Source organism: Prosthecobacter sp. (assembly GCF_044227185.1).
Classification (GTDB): Bacteria; Verrucomicrobiota; Verrucomicrobiia; order Verrucomicrobiales; family Verrucomicrobiaceae; genus Prosthecobacter.
Map to the genome: position 1 here is coordinate 1 of NZ_JBGAFO010000015.1, position 17,424 is coordinate 17,424.

Here is a 17,424-nt window from a genome sequence, read left to right on the forward strand (position 1 = left end):
GGGGCTGGGGCTGGGAGGGAGCGGGGATGTTTGAATGGACTTGTGAAGAGTGATGGCTCGATGGTTGGGGGGGCCATGGGTGGGAGGGGGCAATGGGTGTGCGTGGATTGACGATTGATGAACAGGGATTGTTGATTTTTGAGGGGGTGGTGTCTGGGGGCTTTAGGGCGCGAGGGGGATGGTGGTGAGAGTTTGACCGGACTCGTGAAGAGTGATGGCTCGATGGTTGGGGGGGCCATGGGTGGTGGGGGGCAATGGGTGTGCGTGATTGACGATTGATGAACAGGGATTGTTGATTTTTGAGGTGGCTGAGGTGGTGGCTCGAATCGTCGACGACAACGTGGTGATTTTCCTTATTCATTGGGTTGTCTGACCGCGTTGCTTGACCCCGGTTCATGCCTCGCCATGTCTTGAAGGGTGTCTGAGGGTCCTCCATTGATCGACCGGGTTCGTTTGCGCTCCAACCAGTGGCGCAAACTGCGCTCCATCGTGCTCAATCTGGCCACGACGGACAGTTTTTACGGGAAGAAAATCCGCGAGTGGGAGCTGAAGGTGAGCCGGCTCAACCGCGTGGAGGATTTCATCGCGCAGGTGCCGTTCACCACGAAGGCGGACATTCAGGCGGACCGGCTGGCGCATCCGCCGTTTGGCACGAACCTGACGCGGGCGCTGCACCAGTACACGAGATTTTGCCAGACAAGCGGCACGAGCACGGGAATGCCGATGGCGTGGGTGGACACGCCGGAAAGCTGGGACGCCATGCTAAAGTGCTGGCAGCGGGTGTTTGACGCCGCGGGGCTGGTCAAAGGGCGGGACCGCATTTTCTTCGCGTTTTCGTTTGGGCCGTTTCTTGGCTTTTGGACGGCGTATGAGGCGGCGGCGAAGGACTTCCTGGTGATTCCCACCGGAGGATTGTCGAGCCAGGCGAGGCTGGAGGCGATGGCGCGCTATGGCGCCACGGTGCTGTGCTGCACACCCACCTATGCGCTGCGGCTAGGAGAGCTGATCGGCGCGGCGTCGGGGGTGGAGCGGATGAGCCTGCGCATCAACAAGATCATCGTGGCCGGTGAAACCGGCGGCAGCGTGCCCGAGGTGCGCAAGCGTCTGGAGGAGCTGTGGGATGCGCGGGTGTTTGACCACCATGGCATGACCGAGGTGGGCCCGGTGAGCTATGAGACGGAGGACATGCCACGGCAACTGGTGGTGATGGAGGAAGCGTATCTGGCGGAGATCGTGGATCCGAAGACCGGAGTGGAAGTGGGCGAAGGCGAGTGCGGAGAGCTGATCCTTTCCACGCTGGACCGCACGGCGTGCCCGCTGCTGCGCTACCGCACGGGAGACTGGGTGAAAAAGAAAACTCACCGCGGCCGGCTGATGCTGGAGGGCGGCATCCTGAGCCGTGTGGATGACATGGTGGTGGTGCGCGGGGTGAACATTTATCCCAGCGCGGTCGATGCCGTGGTGAGGCAGTTTCCAGAGGTGGTGGAATACCTGGTGGAGCAGCGCAAGGTGGATGCGATGGACGAGATCGAGCTGGTGCTGGAAATGGACGGCAATGTGGCGAAGCAACTGATCAAGCGGATCGAGGCGAAGCTGAAGGACACTTTTTCCCTGCGCATTTCGGTGCGGCTGGCCGAGCCCAACAGCCTGCCAAGGCATGAGTTCAAGGCGAAGCGCTGGCGGATTGTGACGGCTGAGTGAGTGATGAATGACGAATGACGTGAAAAGGGGCGGCGCTTTCACCCAGCAGACCCTGGCAGTTCATTATGACCTCGTCGTTCCACATTCGTCATTCGTGATTTTCCTGCTGTTCAACTCTCCTAGCGTGCCTAGGCTAAGCCCATGCCACTCCTCCAACTGACCCATGTGTCCAAATCCTACACCGACCCGGGCAGCGGCGCGCAGGTGCCGGTGCTGCGCGAGATCAATCTGAGCATCGAAGCGGGGGAAGCGGTGGCGATTGTGGGCCCGTCCGGCTGCGGCAAGAGCACGCTGCTGAACATTCTGGGCACGCTGGATCTGCCGGATGCGGGCGAGATCACCTTTGACGGGGAGGCGCTGGCGAAGCTGAGCGCGAAGCAACTGGCGGCGGTGCGCAGCCAGAAGATCGGCTTCATCTTCCAGCTTCACCATCTGCTGCCGCAGTGCTCCGTACTGGAGAATGTGCTGCTGCCGACGCTGGCGCTGAAAACGCCGCCGCAGGATGCGATGCAGCGCGCGGAAGGACTGCTGGAACAGGTGGGGCTGAAAGACCGCATGAGCTGGAAACCCGCGCAGCTCTCCGGCGGGGAACGCCAGCGCGTGGCCTTTGTGCGCGCGCTGATCAACCAGCCGCGACTGATTCTGGCGGACGAGCCCACGGGCGCGCTGGATGAGACGAGCGCCGCCGCTTTGACGGACCTGCTGCTGACGCTGCAAAAGAGCAGCGGTGTGACGCTGGTCATGGTGACCCACCACCGCGCACAGGCGGAGCGGATGGGGCGTGTGCTGACGATTCACGAAGGCGCCCTGCAATGAAACTCACGGATTACGTTTTCCAGTCCGCACGTCATTACTGGCGTGGTCACCTGGGCCTGCTCTTTGGCACGTTTCTGGCCGCGACGATCCTGACGGGCTCGATGCTCGTGGGTGACTCCGTGCGCGCCAGCCTGCGGCGCGTGGCGGCGCTGCGGCTGGGGAAAGTGGAAGGAGGCGTGCTGGGTGGCGACCGCTGGTTCACGGAGGCGCTGGCGCGCAAAACGCACGCCGCGCCGCTCATCATCGCCACGGGTGCGGCGAGCGCCGCCAATGGCAAGGTGCGGGTGAACGGAGCGCAGGTACTGGGCGTGGAGGCCGGATTTTGGAAGCTGAGCACGAGCACGAAGAACATCGCCTTTGATAAATCGGCGGTGGCCATCAATGAGCCGCTGGCGCGGAAGCTGGGTGTGAAGGCGGGAGACACGATCCTGGTGCGGCTGGAGCGGCCGAGCGCGATCTCGCGCGATGCGCCGCTCTCCGGCAGCACGAACCAGGATGTGTCACTGCGGCGCACGGTGGCCGCGGTGCTGAGCGCGGAAGACTTTGGCGCCTTTCAGCTCACGGCCTCGCAGGTGCCGCCGGACTCCGTGTTTGTGAATCTGGCGGACCTGCAGACGCAGATTGAAATGGACGGGCGGGTGAACGCGCTGCTGCACCCGCAGTTCAACGTGCTGCGCTCGCATCTGGAGGAGCACCGCACGCTGGAGGACTTCGCGCTGAGGCTCAAACGGATCGAGGGCGCGAAGAAGGAATGGGAGATCAGCACGAGCCGGGTGTTTCTGGACCGAGGCGTGGCGGAGAAGCTGGACGAATTTAAAGGATCGTACGGAGTGCTGACCTATCTGGTGAACGGGATCACTTCGAAGCAGGGGGCCACGCCTTACTCCATGGTGACGGCGACGGGGCACGGCAAGGATGATGAGATCACGATCACGCAATGGCTGGCGGATGACCAGAAACTGGCCGTGGGAGATGAACTGGAGGTCAAATACTTCGTGGTAGGCCTGGGGCGCGATTTGAAACAGCAGTCGGCGAAATTCAAGGTGGGGGCGATTCTGCCGATGGATGATCCGAAGGTCACGAAGGCGTGGACGCCGGAGTTTCCAGGTGTTTCGGACGTGGACAACTGCCGTGACTGGGAGCCGGGCATCCCGATGGACATGAAGGCGATCCGCGACAAGGACGAGGAGTACTGGGATGAATTCAAAGGGACGCCGAAGGGGTTCATCACGCTGGAGGCGGGGCAGAAGCTCTGGGGCAACCGCTTTGGCCAGCTCACCGCCATCCGTCTGCCCGATGAAGGGCAGACGCCGGAGGCGAAGGCGAATGTGCTGGCGCTGCGGCTGCAGCTCTCCGACATCGGGCTGGTGCCGCGGGATTTCAAGCGTGAGGCGGGAAGCGCGGCGAAGGGGAGCGTGGACTTTGGCGGGCTGTTCATCGGGCTGAGCCTGTTTTTGATCGCGGCGGCGCTGGTGTTTGCGGCGCTGCTGTTTTTGTTCACGCTGGAGCGGCGGGCCTCGCAGGTGGGGCTGCTGCTGGCGCTGGGGTGGACACGCGGCCGGGTGCGGCGCGCGTGGCTGCTGGAGGCGGGCGTCATCGCGGTGGCGGGCGTTTTGCTGGGCGTGTTTGGGGGCATGTTTTACACGGAGACGGCGCTGCATGGACTTACCGCCGTGTGGACGGGAGCGACGCAGGGGCTGCCGCTGGTGTTCAGCGCAAGCTTTGGCACGATCTTCAATGCGGCGCTGGGCACGCTGGTGGTGGTGGTGCTGACTCTGGCGTGGGCGAGCCGGAAGCTCTTCAGAGTGCAGGCGCGCGATCTGCTGGCAGGCTCGTGGAGCGAGGATTTGAAGCAGGCAAAGAAAAAGGGCGGGAAGAAGATTCCGCTGCTGCTGGTGTGTCTTGCGGGAGGACTGCTGGCGGGCGGGTTTGTGGTGAAAAATCCGGAGGCGGTGGCGGGGATGTTCTTTGGCTCCGGCATGCTGATGCTGGTGGCGGGGCTGCTGCTGCTGCTGCGGGGATGGATGCGGCGTGACAGCGGCACTCTTGCGCGATCTCTCTCACAGATCGGCTCGCGGAACATTTCGCGCCGGCCTTCGCGCAGCCTGGCGGTGATCGGCATGATGGCCGGGGGCATTTTCCTGGTGGTGGCGGTGAACGCCTTCCGCATGAGCGCCGGAGACAGCACGGCGCGCGACTCCGGCACCGGGGGCTTTGCCCTGGTGGGCGAGTCTTCGCTGCCAGTGTATGAAGACCTGAATGCGAAGGCGGGATGGGATGCCTTTGGCCTGGACGAAAAACTGATGCCGCAGGCACGGGTGGTGCCCTTCCGCGTACGGGAGGGTGATGATGCGAGCTGCCTGAACCTGAACCGTGCGCAAAAGCCGGTGCTCGTGGCGGCGGATCCCGCCAAGCTGACGGGGCGCTTTGCGTTTGCGTCAGGATCGTGGGAGAGCCTGGCGCCGCTGGGGGCGAGCGACGGAGCTGGGGAGCAGCCGCTCCCGGCGATCGCGGATCAGGCGACGGCGATGTGGGGGCTGGGCAAAGGGGTGGGAGACACGCTGGACTACCAGGACAGCGCGGGGCGCACGTTTCATGTGAAAATCACCGGGCTGCTGGCGGGCTCGGTGCTGCAGGGGAAGATGATCATCACGGAGCAGGCGTTTCTCTCGAAGTATCCGGATGCCGCGGGCTACCGCTTCTTCCTCATTGATGCGAAACCGGAGCAGGCGGCGGATGTGTCCAAGGAACTGACGCAACAGCTTGAGCAGCGGGGGCTGGCGCTGGAGCCGGCGAAGCAGCGGCTGGAATTGTTTCTGAGCGTGCAGAACACCTACATCGGCATCTTCACGGTGCTGGGCGGCCTGGGCGTGCTGCTGGGGACGGCGGGGATCGGCGTGCTCATCGCGCGGCATGTGCTGGAAAGGCGCGGCGAGCTGGGGCTGATGCAGGCGCTGGGATTCCGCGCGGGAGCGCTGCGGTGGATGATTCTGGGAGAGCACGGCGTGCTGCTGGTGCTGGGGGTTATTTTAGGCGTGATCACCGCCGCGCTGGCGGTGCTGCCGCAACTGATCGAACGTGGAGGCGGGCTGCCCATTGTTTTCCTGGGCGAGCTGATCGCAGCGGTGCTGGGATGCGGGCTGGTGGTGTGCGTGTTTGCCGTGAGCATGGCGGTGCGCGGGCGGCTCACCGAAGCGATCCGACGGGAGTAGAGCGCACACCGCCTTGCACTCTGCGCGGCGCACGCTCCTATGTGGGGAGTGAATCCCGCGCTCAACGAACCCGACTCTCCCTTTGATCTCGCCCTCCGCCCGGCGGATTTTTCCGAGTTTCATGGCCAGACGAAGGTGAAGGAGCAGCTTCTGGTGATGGTGGAGGCCGCGAAGATGCGCGGGGAGTCGCTGGACCATGTGCTGCTGTGCGGGCCGCCGGGGCTGGGCAAGACGACGCTGGCGAACCTGATCGCGAATGCGGTGGGCACGAAGCTGCACACCACGAGCGGACCGCAGATTGACCGTGCCGGAGATCTGGCCGGCATTCTCACGAACCTGCAGGAGCGGGACATTCTTTTCATCGACGAAATCCACCGTCTCCATCCAAGCATCGAGGAGTACCTGTATCCGGCAATTGAAGACTACCGGCTGGACATCATCATCGACCAGGGGCCGAAGGCGCGGACGATCCGCATCGACCTGCCGCCGTTCACGCTGGTGGGGGCCACGACGCGGGCGGGCATGCTGACGGCGCCGATGCGGTCACGCTTTGGCATTCCGAACCGGCTGGACTACTACACTGCGGAGGAGATTCAGCATATTTTGATCCGCTCCGCGCGGCTGATGAATGTGGGCATCGAGCCCGCAGGGGCGCTGGAGATCGCGCGGCGTTCACGCGGCACGCCGCGCATTGCCAACCATCTGCTGCGCTGGGTGCGGGACTATGCGCAGGTGAAGGCGCAGAACATCGTGACCGAGGAGGTGGCGCGCCAGGCGCTGAGCATGCGCGACATCGACGAGTCCGGACTGGATGACATGGACACGCGGATTCTGGAGGCGATCATTGGCAAATTTGACGGCGGTCCGGTCGGGATGGGCAGCGTGGCGGTGGCGGTGGGTGAGGACACCAGCACGCTGGAGGATGTGCATGAGCCCTATCTGGTGATGCAGGGCTACCTCAAACGCACGCCGCGCGGACGCGTGGCGATGCCGGCGGCGTATCGCAAGCTGGGGCTGATCCCGCCGAACACGGGGCAGTCGGAGCTGTTTTGAGCGGTGCTGTTACTTCACCAGCTTGAGGAGGACGACGGCGGCTTCCTCGCGCACCCAGCGGCCGTGCACTTGATGCCAGACGTGGACTTCATGGCGGGCGGTTTGCTTGAGGATCTGGGCCAGAACATCGGGTGAACCGGCGGCGGGCGCCTGCTTCTGCTCCTTGTTTTCAAACTGGGCCACCAGCCATGACCGGGTCTCGGAAGAAACGGAGCGTGTGCTCACCTCCACCCGGATGTTGTTCCCGGTCCGCTGCAGCGAGACGATTTCGGTGAGTTCTTCGTCCGGGTTTTTGAAGGTGAGACCACCGTCGTGAACCATGTGCGGGTCGATGGAAACCGACGCGGAGCGGATTCTCTGGACGGCCTGGGCCAGGGTGCGGAGGCGGGCGGAGAGCTTGTCGGTCGCACTGGTTTCGATCATGTGGCTGACCAGCTTGCGCTCCTCCGGGGTGCTGAAGCAGGCGGCGAAATTCACATCGTGGTAAAACTGAGTGATTTCCGCGGGAGCCGCCACGGCGGGAAAGACGGGCTCGGCCGCCGAAAGCCAGGAGCCCAGGGCGAGGAACAGGGACAGAAGAAGGCCGGTTTTCATATGGATTTAATTAATAATATGGTAATTCTAACAGAAACAGACTGTTTCGTCAATTTTCTGTTTCTGTTTCGGCATGATGCCCGGCCTTGCGTGCGGGTTCTTCGGCATTACAGCATTGCCGCATGTGGCGCGAACTCACCACCCTCTGGCAGAGCATCTGCGATCCGGAGTATTTGCATTTGCTGCTGGAGCCGCTGCCGTTGTGGGGGCTGGGGATCGGGCTGACGTTTTTGATGGTGGCGTTCATGTTTGGCGAGAAGAAGAGCCGGATGCTGGCGCTGGCGGTCATCTGTGTGTCCTGCGCCAGTGTGTGGCCCTATCTGGATCTGCGGGACAAGGCCACGCCGCGCATTCTGGCGACGCGCTCGCCGGATTTTGCGCCGCTGATCCAGGAGCAGACGCAGCGGCGGAAGGACTGGGCCTGGCCCTACTATGCCATGGCGCTGCTCAGTTTCGCGGCGGTGGTCACGGCGCGCTCTCCCAAAAACCGGCTGGTGGTGTTTGTGGTGGTGATTTTTGGCGCGCTTCTGTTCTGGTTCAGCATCTGGATGCACAAGAAGGAGTGCGAAGTGTATCACCGCAACATCGTGCGCTTCGTGCCGGTGAGGTGAACTGAGGAGACCTTGAAGTCCAACTCCGGAATTTCCGACCACGGATCACACGGATTATCACGGATAATACCACGATCGTTTGAAAACGGGCCTGTGGTGAGGCGTTCGGTGCTCACCTGCAAGCGGAGCGGCACCCAGAGCCGGTTAAAAACCGGCGCTCCCAGTACGGGGGGCTGGCTCGGCCGCGCAGACCTGTTTTCAACTGCTTCTGGTATAACTGAACTGAAGCACAGGATTAATCCGTGCTGGTCGTGCTATTCGTGGTTTAAATGAGGTTAAAGCTCCTTCACTCCTCAGCGTAGGAGTCGCCTTCGGTGGGAATCACGAGCTGGTTTTTGATGAGATCGAAGTACTGCCCCTTGCCGTAGGAGTGGATGTAAAGGCGCTGTTTGCGGCGTTTCAGACCCTCGAGCACGATTTCAACCTGCTTGAAGTCCACCTTGTCCTGAAAATCGGAGAACCAGTAGAGGCCGTCCGCGTTGCGGACTTCGTCGCTCAGCAGGGCGAGCCAGGTGAAGCCGACACCCACATTGTGGACGAAATAGGTCTGCGGGCGGCGGGAAAGCTGAAGGAAGAGATCCTTCATGGGGATGGGCTTTTTGGGGTCGATCTTGTAAGCAGCCGTTTCCATGTAGGTGGCGCCGCCCATGCGCCAGAATTTTTCGAACTCGATGGCCGAAGTGCGAAAGACCCTGGTACCGACGAGAGGTTTCTTCGGCTCTTCCAGGCCGCAGCCGAAATAGAGGACGACGACGCTGCCTTTCGCCACCTTGTCCACCTCCCGGACGACGCGCTCCAAATGAGGGGTCATGGAGGAGGAGACGTCGAGGACGACGGCGAGTTTGCGGGCCTTGATGTTCAGACCAAACAAGGGGCCAAAGGTCATGCCATTCTGGGCGCCCAGGCCGACACCTTTGCCAAAGCCGCCGCCGGCACCGGCGAGACCGAATCCACCCCCACCCGGGGAGCCACCCAGCGGCTTGGATGACGGGGAGAAATCGAGCATGTCCGGCACGTCCGCGGGCAGCGAAAGGTTGCTCATGCCATTGACGGCGATTTTGCGGATGGGCACCGACTGCTTGAGCCAGGGGTTTTTCTTCTGCTGAATCTTATGCTGCAGCGCCTGCTCGGCCTGGGCCCCCTGCACCGAGCCGCCGCCCGGGAGGAAGTCGATCTGCCGGTCCATAACCTGATGCACCACGATCAATGCGGCGGCGATCAACAGCAGCGCATGGACGCCGATGCTGAGTGCGAGGGAGCGGCCGCCCCACTTTTCCCAGCGCTGGCGCCAGGAGCTCTGCGGCGGTGCATCCGCAACTGTGACGAGGGCCCGGGGCGACCTCCTGACCACTGACTTGAGGGGTGGGAGGGATGGAGCTCTGTGGGGTGTTTGCGGCGGAGGACTCGGAACATCCGCCGAGGCGGGCATTCTTTGAGTGGCTTTGTTTTTCGGCGGCGAAGCAGGAGGTGCGTCCGACGCGGCTGCGGCTGCTGGCTCGGGCTGACTCGAGCGTGATCTGAATGAGACCCGGGGGGACTCGCGGCCCTGAACCAACATCCGTTTATGGCTGACTTCCTTGGACAGAGAACCGCCGCCCGCCTCTCCCGCAGCCGAAGGCTCGGAGGCCGGCGTGGGGGGCGGCTTTTCCACGGCCTCTTCATCCACCGATGGAAGGTGTGTGAAGTCCTCGGGATGGGAAGGCATGGCAGGTAACGATGAAACCGTCCCCACGTTCCCGAATTTTCAGCCAACTGCGAGAGCGGAATGGAAAATCTGCGGTGCAGGGCAGCGGCCTACACCGGACCACCTGAGCCAATCACGACCTCAAGGTTCCTTGCGCAGCTTGCTGTGCTTGATCCCGTAAAGGAAGTAAATGACCAAGCCGATGGTCATCCAGACAAAAAGACGGATCCAGGTGTCCGGAGGGAGGAGGACGGTCTGGGCCACGCAGATGCCAGCGCCGAGAATGGGCACCAGCGGCACCCACGGTGTGCGGTAGGGGCGCGGCATGCCGGGGTTGGTCCTGCGCAGCACGATGATGCCGATGCAGACCACGGTGAAGGCCATGAGCGTGCCAATGGAGACGAGCTCCCCGAGGAGGTTCAGCGGCAGGAAGCCCGCCAGCACCGAGCACAGGAGACCTGTGACAATGGTGGTGATGTGCGGCGTGCCGTATTTCGGGTGCACCTTAGCAAACATGGGTGGCAGCAGACCGTCTTTGGCCATGCTGAAAAACACGCGCGGCTGTCCCATGAGCAGCACCAGGATGACCGAACTGAGGCCGGCCAGCACTGCGATCTCGACCGCCATGCGCAGCCATTTCAGGCTGTCTCCGGCCACTTTTTCCAGCGCATAGACCACAGGGGCGTCCACATGCAGTTCCTTGTAGTTCACCATGCCGCAGAGCACGATGGAAACCAAAACAAACAGCACGGCACAGATGGCCAGAGAACCGATCATGCCCCAGAACATATCCTTCTGCGGATTTTTGGTCTCCTGCGCCGCCGTGGAGACAGCATCAAAGCCGATGTAGGCAAAGAAGATCACACCTGCGCCTTTAAGGATGCCCGGCCAGCCGTATTTTCCCAGCTCCCCGGTTTGTTCAGGAATAAAGGGGGTGAGGTTGGCGGGATTGATGTAGCCCCAGCCGAGGCCGATGATGAGGAGAATGATGACCACCTTGATGGCCACCATGATGTTGTTAAAACGCGCGGACTCCTTCATGCCCACCACGAGCAGCCAGGTGATGACCCAGATGAGCAGCATGGCCGGAATGTTCACGAAGTGGGAAGTGTGAACGATATGACCGTCCACATAGTCGAGCGGCGCGCGGCACCATTGCTCCGGGAGATCGACGTTGAAAAAGTCCTTCATAAAGGGAAGGAAGTGCTTGGACCAGCCCACGGCCACGGTGGAGGCGGCAAACATGTATTCGAGAATGAGATCCCAGCCAATGAGCCAGGCCACCAGTTCTCCCAAGGTGGCGTAGGAATAGGTGTAAGCGCTTCCGGCAATGGGAATGGCCGCCGCGTATTCCGCGTAACAAAGTCCGGCAAATAAACAGCCCAGCCCCGAGAGAACATAGGAGAGGGCTACGGCAGGTCCCGCAAAGTCAGCCGCCGCGTGGCCGGTGAGAACGAAGATGCCTGTGCCGATCACCGCACCAATGCCAAGGGAGACGAGCGCCCAGCGTGAGAGCACGCGCTTCAGACCGTGGGAATCGTCAGAGGACTCGGCGGCAAGCTGAGCGGTGGATTTGGTGATGAAGAGACCTTTTTTCATAAGTGAGGGGCGGCAAAAGCGGCGCGAGTATGTGAGGAAGCCCACGAAGCCGCAATCATTAAAAGTGCCAAGGAACCGGCTATTTCTCCCATCAACGGGCCGCCGCCCAGACGATCATGCCGCAGGCGCAGACGGTGCCCGCCAGGCCGACGAGGAAGACGATGTCCGCGGCAGACTCCACGCGGTGCATGCGGCGGATGCTGCGAGTGCGCAGGGCCCAGTAGGAGAGCAGGCAGGCGCAGAGGAAGACCATGGCATTGACCGCCAGGATGTCATCCACGAGCGTGCGCACCTGCTCGGAACGCGTGAAGGTCTGGACGATGCTGATGACCGTGAGGCACACGCCCACCATGGCGGCGGAGGCACTGAAAATATGGATGGCGATGTCCCGCTCCAGCGGAGCATCGGGCTTGTTTTGCTGACTGGGTTTCATGTGGGGGCTGCAAGGAGAGCGGGCGAGATCTGGCCGGATCAAAGCAGAGCATCAAGTTTTCACATCATCCGAGTCCGCCGCCTTTTTCCTCATGGCAAAGAAGCTGAAGATGATGGAGGCGGAAACGAGCGCGGAACAGCACATGTAGTACAGCCCGCCCACATAGGAGCCGGTCATTTTTTCCACGGTTCCGAGCAGGGTGGAACCGCAGAAGCCACCCAGATTCCCCAGCGAATTGATGAGCCCGATGCTGCCAGCCGCCGCGGCCGCGGTGAGGAAGAGATTCGGCAGAGCCCAGAAGGCAGGCATGTAGCTCTTGAACCCGGTGAACGCAGCCATGAAGCACACCACCGTCAAAACCAGATTTCCCTGGGTCTGCGGCAGGAGGCCGAGCGAAACGGAGCCCAGGATGATGGGCACGATGGCATGCCAGCGGCGCTCCTTGTGGCGGTCCGAACTCCAGCCGGCGACAAGCTGACCGACCAGCGCCGCCGCCGGTGGCAGCGTGATGAGCCATTTCAGCGTGTCGTCCTTCAACTGATACCAGTCTTTGAGGATGCTGGTCATGAACAACTCCATGCCAATGCTGCCGGTGGTCATGCAGAAATAAGCCAGAGCGAGCAGAAGCACCTGGGGATGCTGGAGGGCTTCGAGCACGGTCAGGCGCTTGCCCCGGCTGGTGAGTCCGCGCTCACGCTCCAGTTCGTTCTGCAGCGCCAGTTTCTCCTCGTCCGTGAGCCAGGCGGCATGCGCGGGCTTGTCCACCAGCTTGTAGAAAACGAAGCCCCCCAGGAGGAGCGCCGGGAGGGCCCAAAACACATACACCCATTGCCAGCCGACCATGCCCAGCAGCGCCGGATGCGCGGTGTCAGCCCCAATCTTGAGCAGCTCAAAGGAAACGAACGGGCTCAGGATCTGCGCCAGCGGCGCCGCCACGAGGAAGATGGCGAGAGCACGCGCGCGGTCGCGGCTGGGGAACCAGTGGGTCAGATAGACAATGACGCCGGGAAAGAAGCCGGCCTCCGCCAGTCCCAAAAGAAAACGCACGGTGTAGAACTGCCATGGGGTTGTGACCGCAGCCGTAAGCCCCGCCATCATACCCCACGTGATCATGATGCGGCAGATCCACTTCCGCGCGCTCCAGCGCTCCACCATCAGCGTGCCGGGAATCTCCAGCAGCACGTAGCCAATGTAAAAAATGCCCGCGCCAATGCCGATGACCGCATTGTCAAAGCCCGCCAGATCCTTGGTCATGGTCAGCTTGGCCACCGCCACATTCTGCCGGTCCACGTAGGCGATCATGTAGCTGACAAAGAGGAGCGGCAGCAGACGCCAGTAGGCTTTGCTCCGGGCACGATCAAGCGCCGCAGAATGAGGAGTGTGGTCCGGAAGGCTGGGTGGCATGGGCGGAATCCGAACTCTATCCAGCGGGAGGATGTGAGGTCAATGAGTCAAGGGATGAAGAGGTCAAGGCGGGGCGAAGAACGGTGTGGAGGAGCGTGGGGACAGAGCCGGGGAGGACGCGACGTCCCCGAAGCAACACGGCCTGGCTCCTTGACCGTTTTGACTTCTGGCTTGAGCGCTGAGCGCCTCAAGACTTCGGCTTCACCTGAAACTTGTTCGGGCTCTTGTCGAACTTCTCCTTGCACTCGGCCGTGGCGAAGATCACGCGCTTGCCAGCCACGGTGCTGCGGAAAATCAGGCGGGCGTCCTTGTGGCAGACGGGGCATTCAGAGTTCACCGGGGCATCGGCGGCGAGGCCATTGAGCGTCAGGGATGCCGTGAAGGCGACGAGGGTCAGCAGTGTTTTCATGGTCAGTGGGTGGGTGGAAAAGCAAACCTTGCCTCATTCAACGCATGGGACGCGAGCTGTCACGCATGATTTTCCACGCCCGACAGTTCACCCGCTTGAATTTTGCCCTGCGGCGACGATGAACTGGAGGTTCATGCTCACCTCACTCGCCGATCTTCCAATGCGCAAAGCCAGCGGCCCCAAGCTGGCCGTTTTGACCGCGTATGACTACCCCACCGCACGCGTGCTGGATGAGGCCGGGGTGGACCTGCTGCTGGTGGGGGACTCACTGGGCATGGTGGTGCTGGGCCTGCCTGACACCACGGGGGTGACGATGGAGATGATGCTGCACCACACCACGGCGGTGTGCCGGGGAGCGAAGCGCGCGCCGGTGATCGCGGATCTCCCTTTCGCGAGCTATCTCACTGCGGAGACGGCGGTGAGCAATGCGAAGCGGCTGATGGAGTGCGGCGCGGCCTGCGTGAAACTCGAAGGCGGCGTCTCGATGCTGCCGCAGGTCGAGGCGATCATAGCGGCAGGGATTCCTTTCGTCGGGCATGTGGGCATGCTGCCGCAAAGCGTGAAGGAAGAAGGGGGCTACAAGAAAAAGGGCAAGACGACCGAATCCATCGAGCATCTGCTGGCGGATGTGCGCGCCCTGGATCAAGCGGGCGCGGCCGCGATTGTTCTGGAGAGCATCGTACCCGAAGTGGCCGCGCGGATGACGGCCGAGGTCAAGGCCAGCACCATCGGCATCGGTGCGGGCAGCGGCACCGACGGGCAGGTGCTGGTGACGCCGGACCTGCTGGGGAGTTTCCCGTGGTTCCGCCCGCCGTTTGCCAAAGCACGCGCTGACGTGGCGGGGGAAACGCTGCGGGCGGTGCGGGAATACATGGCTGAAGTCCAGGGATGACGCGCCCAAGGGGGGGGGGCTGGCTGCCCGGTATTTCGCGCTGGCCTTTTCCGCCAGACTCTGAGATCATGCCGAGATGAACCCATCCCCTGCCCTTCTGAACGGGAAGCACGTCAGCCGCCGCGAAATCCTCCGCACCCTGGGCGCGACCGCCGCATTTGCAGCCTTCCCGTCCCTGCGAGCAGCCGCTGCGGCGGGCAAGGACTCGCTGGCCACGCAGTTTTACAAGAGTCTCAGCGAGGAGCAGCGGACCAAGATCGTGCTGCCGCGCGACCACCCGCAGCGGGGCTATGTGAGCAACTGGTGGTACATCTGCCCGGAGCAGAGGCTGCATACGTTTTACAGCAAGGACCAGCAGGACCTGGTGAAGCAGATCTTTGAGTCCCTGCACCATCCTGAACACCGGGAGAAGATGAACTGGCAGGTGCAGAAGGATCTGATGGGCAAGATCAGCAACACGCCTTCCGTCGGCTTTTTTGGCAAGCCTGAAGACGAGGATTTTGAGTTCATCTACACCGGCCATCATGTGACGCGCCGCTGCGACGCCCACACCGACAAGGGCCGCGGCTTTGGCGGCCGCCCGATTTTCTATGGCAACTTTGCCAAGGGCTTCAACGAGTCGAAGGACCATGAGGGAAACCCGTTCTGGTACCAGGGGCTGGTCTTCAATGAGTTCGTCCAGGCGCTGGACGGCAAGCAGCAGGAGAAAATCCTGGTGGGCCGCGAGCCACGGTCGGAGAGACCGGAGAGGGTCATCGAGAAACGGAAGACCGACCTCCCCGGGCTTTCAGGAGCGGATCTCAGCAAAGACCAGCAGGCAAAGCTGCTGGAAACGATCCGCCGCATGCTGGTGTGCTTCCGTGAGGATGACGTGGCAGCAACCATGAAGACCATCACGGACAAAAAGCTGGTGGAGCGGGTGTTTGTGTCCTGCTACGGCGGAAAGTACGACGTCGGCGCTGACAAGGTGTGGGACACGTGGCAGATCGAAAGTCCGGAGTTTGTGTGGTACTTCCGCGGGTACCCGCACATTCACGGTTACTTCCATCTGCCGGTCTGAGGCAGAGGCTAGCTGCGCTCGTCCATATCCGGGGTGTGGAGATCCACGCCGTGAATTTTTTCGGCTTCGCGGGGAGTGGTGAGCACCTTGTAAACGCACCACGCAAAAAGCGTGGTGACGGTGCCGACGGAGAGCAGCATGACGATGAGGCCGGAGGTGGTCATGGGGAGGAAGGCTGTGGCGATTAATCACTCGTGTTTGTCGAGGCCCTGCTGAGCGCGCCTGAAGGCGTGGGAGCGCGCGGCCATGACGGAAAAGAGAATGAGGAAGAAGACGATCAGTCCCATGCTGAGCTGCGCGGGCAGCCTGGCTTTTTCTCCCGCCAGATCGGTGATGTAAGAGGAGGCGGGGCCGGGCTGGAAGGTGGCGAGATCGAACCCCAGGACCTCCTTCAGCAGCCAGAGCGCGAAGATGGAGAGCAGGAACGCCGGGCAGACCCAGCGGATGACGGGACGGAAGAAGCGCGGCACGGGGAAGGCCGCGCCCTGGTTCATTTCAGCGAAGCCGCGATCGATTCCCCAGACCCAGCCGAACACAAGGGTCTGAAAGGTGGCGAGCATGAAGATGAGAAAGGTGCCGCCCCAAAAGTCCAGGGTGTCGAGCGCCTTCAAATCCTGGGTGAACCAGGCCACGAAACCGGTGCCGAGGGTGGTAAGCGCACCGAGCAGAAGCACCGAAACACGACGCCCAACGCCGAGCGCCTCCTCAATGAAAGCGATGCCGGGCTGCAGCATGGAAATGGAGCTGGTGATGGCGGCAAGGAAAAGCATGAAGAAAAAAGCGCCGCCGAAAAAGGCCCCGGCGGGCATCCGCGCAAAGACCAGCGGAAGCACCTTGAAACCCAGGCCCACACCGGCCTGCCCGGCGATGCCTGCGACTCCGAGAAAGGCGACCGCCGCCGGCACGGTGATGAGGCCGCCCAGCGCCACCTCGCAGAACTCATTCGCACTGCTGGCGGTGAGGCCGCTGAGCACGACGTCATCCTTTGGCCGCATGTAGCTGGCGTATACGATGATGATGCCAAAGCCCACGGCGAGGCTGAAGAAGATCTGCCCTGCCGCGGCGAGCCACAGGCTGGGATTGGCGAGCTGGGCCCATGGCGAGGTGGTTTTCATCACGAGCCTGCCCTGACTGGATGCCACGGCGGCCTGCGCCTCCGCCACGGCCTGCGCGCCGACGATCTCGCGAGGTTTTTTATCCGAGCCCGGTGTGGTGTCCACCAGCAGCACCTTGCTGGGATTCCACATGTAGCCGAGACCGTTCTGCACATTGTCATGGGGTCTGGCGGGATCTGGAGCGCCGAGCGTGAGCACGCGCACCAGCACCACCATGGCGAGCACGATGAGCAGCGGCAGGCCGATGTTGCACATCTTTTCGATGCCGCCGGAAAGCCCGCGATAGATCAGCCAGAAATTGAAGACAAAGACGAGGAGCAGCCAGGGCAGCGTCTTGTCCATGCTGAACTCCAGCGAGGCGGCATCTGCCGCAGCACCGGTGAAGGCGTTGTAATAGTCCACGGTGCCCTGTGCATCGGGCAGGTGCAGGCGGCCTGACCAAAAATTGAAAGCGTAGCCGAGGCACCAGCCTTCGATCACCACGTAGTAGAGGTAGATGACGACGGGAACGATGACGCCAATGACGCCGGCGTATTTGGCCCAGGGTCTTTGAATGATGACGGCAAAGGCGCCGGAGGCGGAATTGTAACCACGGCTGCCGGCGTAGCGGCCCATGGCCCACTCCGCCCAGCCGACGGGCAGGCCGATGATCAAAAAGGAAATCGCGTAGGCGAGCATGAAGGCGCCGCCGCCATACTGAGCGGCGAGGCCAGGAAAGCGGAGGAAATTGCCCAGGCCCACCGCGCTGCCAGCGACGGCCATGATGACACCCAGGCGTGAGCCCCAGGCTTCTTTGTTTTGCGACATGTGGGCGAGGTTAGGCAGTGCGGCGAATCACAAC

General features: G+C 62.3%; 15 protein-coding genes. 7 read left to right on the forward strand and 8 right to left on the reverse strand.

What is annotated here, in order from left to right:
• Positions 1-453 precede the first annotated feature (453 nt).
• The 4 genes from ACILSQ_RS27290 to ruvB all read left to right on the forward strand — a co-directional run bounded on the left by ACILSQ_RS27290 (position 454) and on the right by ruvB (position 6,782).
• Positions 454-1,701, forward strand: a complete 1,248-nt coding sequence (locus ACILSQ_RS27290; RefSeq protein ID WP_395746862.1) for a phenylacetate--CoA ligase family protein — start codon at positions 454-456, stop codon at positions 1,699-1,701.
• 141 nt (positions 1,702-1,842) lie between these two features.
• Complete coding sequence (locus tag ACILSQ_RS27295) at positions 1,843-2,517, forward strand: ABC transporter ATP-binding protein (RefSeq protein ID WP_395746863.1); 675 nt, start codon at positions 1,843-1,845, stop codon at positions 2,515-2,517.
• Positions 2,514-5,729: an FtsX-like permease family protein gene (locus ACILSQ_RS27300; RefSeq protein WP_395746864.1), complete on the forward strand. Its 3,216-nt coding sequence runs from the start codon at positions 2,514-2,516 to the stop codon at positions 5,727-5,729. The genes ACILSQ_RS27295 and ACILSQ_RS27300 overlap by 4 nt, the downstream gene beginning before the upstream one ends.
• Before the next feature lie 39 nt (positions 5,730-5,768).
• Complete coding sequence (ruvB, locus tag ACILSQ_RS27305) at positions 5,769-6,782, forward strand: Holliday junction branch migration DNA helicase RuvB (RefSeq protein WP_395746865.1); 1,014 nt, start codon at positions 5,769-5,771, stop codon at positions 6,780-6,782.
• Positions 6,783-6,791: 9 nt separating this feature from the next.
• Here the strand turns inward: ruvB and ACILSQ_RS27310 are convergent, their stop codons facing one another.
• The gene (locus ACILSQ_RS27310) at positions 6,792-7,376 is read right to left on the reverse strand and encodes a hypothetical protein (RefSeq protein WP_395746866.1); all 585 of its coding nucleotides are present in this window, start codon (positions 7,374-7,376) and stop codon (positions 6,792-6,794) included.
• 122 nt (positions 7,377-7,498) lie between these two features.
• Between ACILSQ_RS27310 and ACILSQ_RS27315 the strand changes: the two genes are divergently transcribed.
• The gene (locus ACILSQ_RS27315) at positions 7,499-7,987 is read left to right on the forward strand and encodes a hypothetical protein (protein ID WP_395746867.1); all 489 of its coding nucleotides are present in this window, start codon (positions 7,499-7,501) and stop codon (positions 7,985-7,987) included.
• Positions 7,988-8,273: 286 nt separating this feature from the next.
• Here the strand turns inward: ACILSQ_RS27315 and ACILSQ_RS27320 are convergent, their stop codons facing one another.
• From ACILSQ_RS27320 to ACILSQ_RS27340, 5 genes are all read right to left on the reverse strand, one after another.
• On the reverse strand, positions 8,274-9,338 hold the full coding sequence (locus tag ACILSQ_RS27320) for a hypothetical protein (RefSeq protein WP_395746868.1): 1,065 nt from the start codon (positions 9,336-9,338) through the stop codon (positions 8,274-8,276).
• Positions 9,339-9,812: 474 nt separating this feature from the next.
• A complete protein-coding gene (locus tag ACILSQ_RS27325) occupies positions 9,813-11,270 on the reverse strand; it encodes an APC family permease (RefSeq protein WP_395746869.1) in 1,458 nt (485 codons plus the stop codon).
• Positions 11,271-11,361: 91 nt separating this feature from the next.
• A complete protein-coding gene (locus ACILSQ_RS27330) occupies positions 11,362-11,703 on the reverse strand; it encodes a hypothetical protein (protein WP_395746870.1) in 342 nt (113 codons plus the stop codon).
• Positions 11,704-11,754: 51 nt separating this feature from the next.
• Positions 11,755-13,107 carry an MFS transporter gene (locus ACILSQ_RS27335; RefSeq protein ID WP_395746871.1) on the reverse strand — a complete coding sequence of 451 codons (1,353 nt, stop codon included), beginning with the start codon at positions 13,105-13,107 and terminating at the stop codon, positions 11,755-11,757.
• Positions 13,108-13,294: 187 nt separating this feature from the next.
• On the reverse strand, positions 13,295-13,516 hold the full coding sequence (locus ACILSQ_RS27340) for a hypothetical protein (RefSeq protein ID WP_395746872.1): 222 nt from the start codon (positions 13,514-13,516) through the stop codon (positions 13,295-13,297).
• Positions 13,517-13,649: 133 nt separating this feature from the next.
• On the opposite strand from ACILSQ_RS27340, the gene panB reads away from it, so the two are divergent.
• Together panB and ACILSQ_RS27350 are read left to right on the forward strand one after the other, a co-directional pair.
• Positions 13,650-14,408, forward strand: a complete 759-nt coding sequence (gene panB, locus ACILSQ_RS27345; protein WP_395746873.1) for a 3-methyl-2-oxobutanoate hydroxymethyltransferase — start codon at positions 13,650-13,652, stop codon at positions 14,406-14,408.
• 76 nt (positions 14,409-14,484) lie between these two features.
• Positions 14,485-15,468: a DUF3500 domain-containing protein gene (locus tag ACILSQ_RS27350; RefSeq protein ID WP_395746874.1), complete on the forward strand. Its 984-nt coding sequence runs from the start codon at positions 14,485-14,487 to the stop codon at positions 15,466-15,468.
• 8 nt (positions 15,469-15,476) lie between these two features.
• Here the strand turns inward: ACILSQ_RS27350 and ACILSQ_RS27355 are convergent, their stop codons facing one another.
• The gene (locus ACILSQ_RS27355; RefSeq protein WP_395746875.1) at positions 15,477-15,632 is read right to left on the reverse strand and encodes a hypothetical protein; all 156 of its coding nucleotides are present in this window, start codon (positions 15,630-15,632) and stop codon (positions 15,477-15,479) included.
• 24 nt (positions 15,633-15,656) lie between these two features.
• Complete coding sequence (locus ACILSQ_RS27360; protein ID WP_395746876.1) at positions 15,657-17,390, reverse strand: sodium:calcium symporter; 1,734 nt, start codon at positions 17,388-17,390, stop codon at positions 15,657-15,659.
• Between the last annotated feature and the right edge of the window lie 34 nt (positions 17,391-17,424).

Coding starts and splice junctions, on each gene's coding strand:
- ACILSQ_RS27295 (WP_395746863.1), top strand. CDS start 1,843: ATGCCACTCCTCCAACTGACCCATGTGTCCAAATCCTACACCGACCCG.
- ACILSQ_RS27300 (WP_395746864.1), top strand. CDS start 2,514: ATGAAACTCACGGATTACGTTTTCCAGTCCGCACGTCATTACTGGCGT.
- ruvB (WP_395746865.1), top strand. CDS start 5,769: ATGTGGGGAGTGAATCCCGCGCTCAACGAACCCGACTCTCCCTTTGAT.
- ACILSQ_RS27310 (WP_395746866.1), bottom strand. CDS start 7,376: ATGAAAACCGGCCTTCTTCTGTCCCTGTTCCTCGCCCTGGGCTCCTGG.
- ACILSQ_RS27315 (WP_395746867.1), top strand. CDS start 7,499: ATGTGGCGCGAACTCACCACCCTCTGGCAGAGCATCTGCGATCCGGAG.
- ACILSQ_RS27325 (WP_395746869.1), bottom strand. CDS start 11,270: ATGAAAAAAGGTCTCTTCATCACCAAATCCACCGCTCAGCTTGCCGCC.
- ACILSQ_RS27330 (WP_395746870.1), bottom strand. CDS start 11,703: ATGAAACCCAGTCAGCAAAACAAGCCCGATGCTCCGCTGGAGCGGGAC.
- ACILSQ_RS27335 (WP_395746871.1), bottom strand. CDS start 13,107: ATGCCACCCAGCCTTCCGGACCACACTCCTCATTCTGCGGCGCTTGAT.
- ACILSQ_RS27340 (WP_395746872.1), bottom strand. CDS start 13,516: ATGAAAACACTGCTGACCCTCGTCGCCTTCACGGCATCCCTGACGCTC.
- panB (WP_395746873.1), top strand. CDS start 13,650: ATGCTCACCTCACTCGCCGATCTTCCAATGCGCAAAGCCAGCGGCCCC.
- ACILSQ_RS27350 (WP_395746874.1), top strand. CDS start 14,485: ATGAACCCATCCCCTGCCCTTCTGAACGGGAAGCACGTCAGCCGCCGC.
- ACILSQ_RS27355 (WP_395746875.1), bottom strand. CDS start 15,632: ATGACCACCTCCGGCCTCATCGTCATGCTGCTCTCCGTCGGCACCGTC.
- ACILSQ_RS27360 (WP_395746876.1), bottom strand. CDS start 17,390: ATGTCGCAAAACAAAGAAGCCTGGGGCTCACGCCTGGGTGTCATCATG.